The sequence below is a fragment of the Desulfosporosinus cupriresistens genome (assembly GCF_001707885.1).
Lineage (GTDB): Bacteria > Bacillota > Desulfitobacteriia > Desulfitobacteriales > Desulfitobacteriaceae > Desulfosporosinus.
The window spans coordinates 1-4,298 of the sequence record NZ_MASS01000110.1 but is presented as its reverse complement, the minus strand read 5'-3'; the positions used below and the strand labels follow the sequence as shown (position 1 = coordinate 4,298).

5 protein-coding genes are annotated in these 4,298 nt (G+C 38.3%); 4 read left to right on the top strand and 1 reads right to left on the bottom strand.

Annotated elements, in window-relative coordinates:
• The first annotated feature begins 270 nt into the window (after window positions 1–270).
• From DSBG_RS24165 to mnmM, 3 genes are all read left to right on the top strand, one after another.
• The gene (locus tag DSBG_RS24165; RefSeq protein WP_282434247.1) at window positions 271–399 is read left to right on the top strand and encodes a hypothetical protein; all 129 of its coding nucleotides are present in this window, start codon (window positions 271–273) and stop codon (window positions 397–399) included.
• A 472-nt stretch (window positions 400–871) separates the two neighbouring features.
• Window positions 872–1,324 carry a DinB family protein gene (locus DSBG_RS21245; protein ID WP_068966967.1) on the top strand — a complete coding sequence of 151 codons (453 nt, stop codon included), beginning with the start codon at window positions 872–874 and terminating at the stop codon, window positions 1,322–1,324.
• A 57-nt stretch (window positions 1,325–1,381) separates the two neighbouring features.
• Window positions 1,382–2,014 carry a tRNA 5-(aminomethyl)-2-thiouridylate-methyltransferase MnmM gene (gene mnmM / locus DSBG_RS21240; protein WP_282434246.1) on the top strand — a complete coding sequence of 211 codons (633 nt, stop codon included), beginning with the start codon at window positions 1,382–1,384 and terminating at the stop codon, window positions 2,012–2,014.
• Window positions 2,015–2,420: 406 nt separating this feature from the next.
• On the opposite strand, the gene DSBG_RS21235 is transcribed toward mnmM, so the two are convergent.
• Entirely contained in the window at window positions 2,421–3,293 is an 873-nt protein-coding gene (locus DSBG_RS21235; RefSeq protein ID WP_068966965.1) for an MBL fold metallo-hydrolase, read from the bottom strand.
• 240 nt (window positions 3,294–3,533) lie between these two features.
• On the opposite strand from DSBG_RS21235, the gene DSBG_RS21230 reads away from it, so the two are divergent.
• Window positions 3,534–3,929 carry a YueI family protein gene (locus DSBG_RS21230; protein ID WP_083237021.1) on the top strand — a complete coding sequence of 132 codons (396 nt, stop codon included), beginning with the start codon at window positions 3,534–3,536 and terminating at the stop codon, window positions 3,927–3,929.
• The last annotated feature ends 369 nt before the right edge of the window (window positions 3,930–4,298 follow it).

Sequence of the window (4,298 nt, the reverse complement as noted above, 5' to 3'; positions counted from 1 at the left end):
GGGATAGTATCCTTAGCCAAGGGGCTAGCCTATGGAATTACTGCGCATAGCCAAGAGCGACAGCAACTGCAATGCTGGAAGGCGATGTACAGGGCTCATTGTCCGTGTAGCTATGGGATTTGTAGCGATTAAACGTCATTTGCGACGCCACTTCTTGTATCCAGGCAAGTAAATTTGAAGATACCTTTTCCAAATCAAAGCAGTTGACAGAAGTTGGCTGCTTTTTATTTCGGGAACGTTCTATTTGAATAGTTGAAGGAGGTGACAAAGATGGTTGTTGTCTTTATGGCTATGATACAACAGCAATTGGCTGGAGTTCAGTGCGAGGGTGGCACTGGCTGTAGGAATGCTTATAATTGGGTAATGACTGACATTGTTGGTATTAGGGTGACAAATTAGGAGGAATTTGAACTAATTGTGTATGCGGTCTCAGGTATTGCTGAGCAGAGAATCTTCTGGCGCTCAATGCTGTCATCAAGTCCGTGGTAGGGACTCTGTGTTGCAGTGTTTTACTTGGGTTATTTCAAATGTTTTGGAAGGAAATAATCTGCTGATGTTGAATTGTAGAAAGAAATATCTTTTCTTGGCGGTGTTGACACAAACTACATCTACATGCTGCTTTGGGGCGTAATATAGAAACAGTTACAGGGTGTACAAAGGAAGGTATCACAATTTGGCATATCGGCGAAGTAATTATTTTTGAACTGAAGAACTCATCGGCACTGAGAAAAGTTGACCCCATTACTGGTTTTGAACTATTAGAATTGTAAATAGGATTGGTTTGGGGTCCAAGTCGACGCCAGTGGGAGTGACTGGAAAACTTATGAAGCTAGCTGGTTTTTAAAATATTGATGCAGGTAGGAGTGGGGTAATGAAGAAAATTATCGAAAGGCTAAATTATCTAATCGAGGCGCTACCAATCAGAGTTAAACAGTTTTCGGAACTGGAATTTTCAACACGGCTATTAAACAGGTGGTCGAAAAAAGAAACTCTGGGGCATCTATGCGATTCTGCTACCAATAACCTGTATCGGTTTATAACAATCCAGTCTGAAAAGCAACCGTATATAGTCGTGCCTTATAATCAAAACAACTGGGTTTCGATTCAAGATTATCAAAGTATACCAACTTCTGAAATTGTAGGTTTTTGGACGACTCTGAATAAACATATCGTTAGAGTCATTTCAAAGATCCCTGAGGAAAAACTTTTATATCTGTGTGATATCGGCGATAATAAATCTATGACGCTAGCCGAGCTAATTGAAGATTACTTAAGGCATATGGATCATCACCTAATTCAAATCGTTGATACATCTAATCTTTAAGAGGCCGTTCTATTGAGAATTATTACTGGATTTATCAAAAGATAAGGAAGTGGTTTATTGAGTTCAGATTCAATTTCTAGCATCGAATTCTCTACGAAAAGTGAATTTGATGCTAGGAAGAATATTTTTATTAATGTTGTTGAGATAGCAAAAAGAATATGCCAAGCAAAATTGATAAGTGGTGAAACAGTAGTTGATTGCACTATGGGAAATGGAAATGATACTGCATTTTTATGCCGTTTAGTTGGCGAAAAGGGCAAGGTATATGGTTTTGATATTCAAGAAGATGCTATTAAGAATACAAGAAAGAAGCTCGAGGAACTGAATTTTATTGAAAGAGCTGAAATAATCCTTGATGGTCACCAAAATATTGATAACTATATAAAAGAAAATGTCAAATTAGTAATGTTTAATCTGGGATATCTACCTAAAGGGAATCATGAAATCACTACAAAAAAGGAAACTACCATAGTAGCAGTACAGAAATGTTTAGATATACTCGAGCCGAATGGAATTATATTACTTATACTATATCCAGGACATGAACAGGGGAAAAGAGAAAAAGAAGCTTTAGAAAGTTTCACAACAAAATTAAACCAAAAAGAATATAACGTAGCAAATATTTGCTTTACAAATCAGATTAATAACCCGCCCGAACTTATTTGTATTGAAAAAGTTTGGCCTAAATAATGTTTAAGAAATGCGGGACTAGAAACTACATCGAATGCTATCATATGATTTTTTAGGTTATCCCTAATAATCATTTTGGCCATAGCGCAAGTGCCTACCGGTACAGAACTTTTGATAATAGGAAGGTATGGCAAGTCGGCACTCGGCATCCCCTTATATAGCAATCTTTAACTCATCGGATAGACACATGGCTAGGATTGAAACACATACTAAAATAAATTTTAAAGTCTTCCAAGTGAGAGCGCAGTTTAATATAGTTGTTTTGTTCTAGAATGCAAGAAGTACCCTCCCACATTGATTTAATGCGAGAGGGTACTTTATTTGGCGATAGCAAAGCTTTTGGTGAGCAATGTTTGCATCGAGCAGATCGGGCAGGTGGAGTGGACACGATTCTAAGCTGCGATTATTAACGAGGAAGTATCCAAGTAACTCCTGTTTCTTGAATAACTACCTTTTCCATTTGACCGGATGCTGCTTGGCGGAAACGAGCTATAGGTTCTTCCATAGGCTCTTTGGATAGTTTGAACGATCCCCAATGCATGGGTATAATCCATTTTGCCGCGATTTCCTCGGCCATTTTCCAAGCCTGTTCAGGAGTAGCGTGTCTAGCTTCAAAGGATTTTGGAGAGTAGGCGCCAATACCCATGATGGCTACGTCTATAGGCGTCCCGTTCAGTTGTTGTCTGAATAATTCCGTGTAGCCAGTATCTGCACCAAAAAAAAGATTTATGCCGTTTTTAGATAAGAGGTAACTATTCGCTTCCATGCCTTTTTTCCATGGTATCCGGGCTCCCCAGTGTTTGCCTTCAATCGCTTTGACATTGACACCGGCAAAAGACTTGCTATTTTGCCAGTGAAGTTCATCAATCGATTGATAGTTCATGCCTTTCCATAAGGGAAGTGTATTTTTGGCAGTCACAGCAAAGGTGGTAGATGATTGTAGCTTGCGTAATGTGGGATAATCAAAGTGGTCTGTATGAGCGTGCGATACAAGTAACAAATCGATCGGGCCAACTTCGTCGCTCTTCAAAGCTGATGCTACAAAACGAGTAGGTCCTATAGTAAAGTTACCTATAGGAGTTATACCGATATTTGAGGTTAAAGCTGGATCAATGATAATTCTTGTACCAAAAAAATTAATTAAAAAACTGGCGTGCCCGAGCCAAGCTATCGTAACTTCATTGTTTGACCATTTTTTTGGGGTAGGGGAAAAGTTGGGCTTAATTAGTTTAGTTTGTTCAGCGAATACTTTATCAATAACGCTTATACCTCCAGTCAAGCCCGGAGCTTCGATAGCCCCAGGCCAATAAATTTTCTTTGGGTTATAGTTTTATAGGTTGGCGAGTTAACTCTGTATTATTAAATTGCCCTGATTCTTAAAGGATATCACTTCAATTTTCAGTTTGACAATGTATTATGACATTATATACGATATCAAACCTTTATGGTAGGTATCAAATATTGAAGATACGTAAACCATAATTCAGGGTAACCAAATAATTCAAGAGGGGAAAATCATATGACAACGGATAGAGCTAATGAAATCGGGACATTGAGCCCAAAAAGTAGGCTTGTACAAGCCCTCAGCTTAGGCGGGAGAGTACCAGAGCTTAAAAAAGAAGAAAGAATGCTTTATCTAGGGGAATTGAAGGAGCGAGTTATTCGCAAACTATCAAAAAAGCAAGTTGCCAACCCTTCAATTTTCCCGGAAATTAAAGAAGCCCTTAAGGATAAGAGGACTATTAAAATGCTAATCAATGGCGACCTTAGTTATAAGTTTACAGATAAATATATTAAATTGGCCAAAGAAGTGGGCAAACCATTCACTATAATTCATAATTCTGAACTAAAAGGGGACACAGGGCTGGCCGTCATTAGTGACCAAGCGATTGATATTACAAACATTGATATCTAGCTAGGCACTAGGCAGTGCTAGAGTTCGATTTTCACCTTATGACGCTTCATGATTACACGTAATAATAAACTGATAGCTCTTCTCCGGTGGTAACTCGAAGGAAAAGATAAAGAACTAGGAAAAGATAAAGATAAAGAACTAGGAAAGAGGAAATAGGAAATAGGAAAAGAAAACAAGAAATAAGAAAATATATGTTGACAGTATATATTGAAAATGGTATTATAACTGAGCGCCACAAAGACGCACAATGATTGAACAAGCAAGGGGTTGAAACCTCGAGCTAGTCAATCTAGATCAGACAAATTAGTCATTGACAACGCGAGTTGAAAATGCTAAAATCAAAGTCTGGCTCAAGTGGCCTAAGAAAAA

Coding starts and splice junctions, on each gene's coding strand:
- DSBG_RS24165 (WP_282434247.1), top strand. CDS start 271: ATGGTTGTTGTCTTTATGGCTATGATACAACAGCAATTGGCTGGAGTT.
- DSBG_RS21245 (WP_068966967.1), top strand. CDS start 872: ATGAAGAAAATTATCGAAAGGCTAAATTATCTAATCGAGGCGCTACCA.
- DSBG_RS21230 (WP_083237021.1), top strand. CDS start 3,534: ATGACAACGGATAGAGCTAATGAAATCGGGACATTGAGCCCAAAAAGT.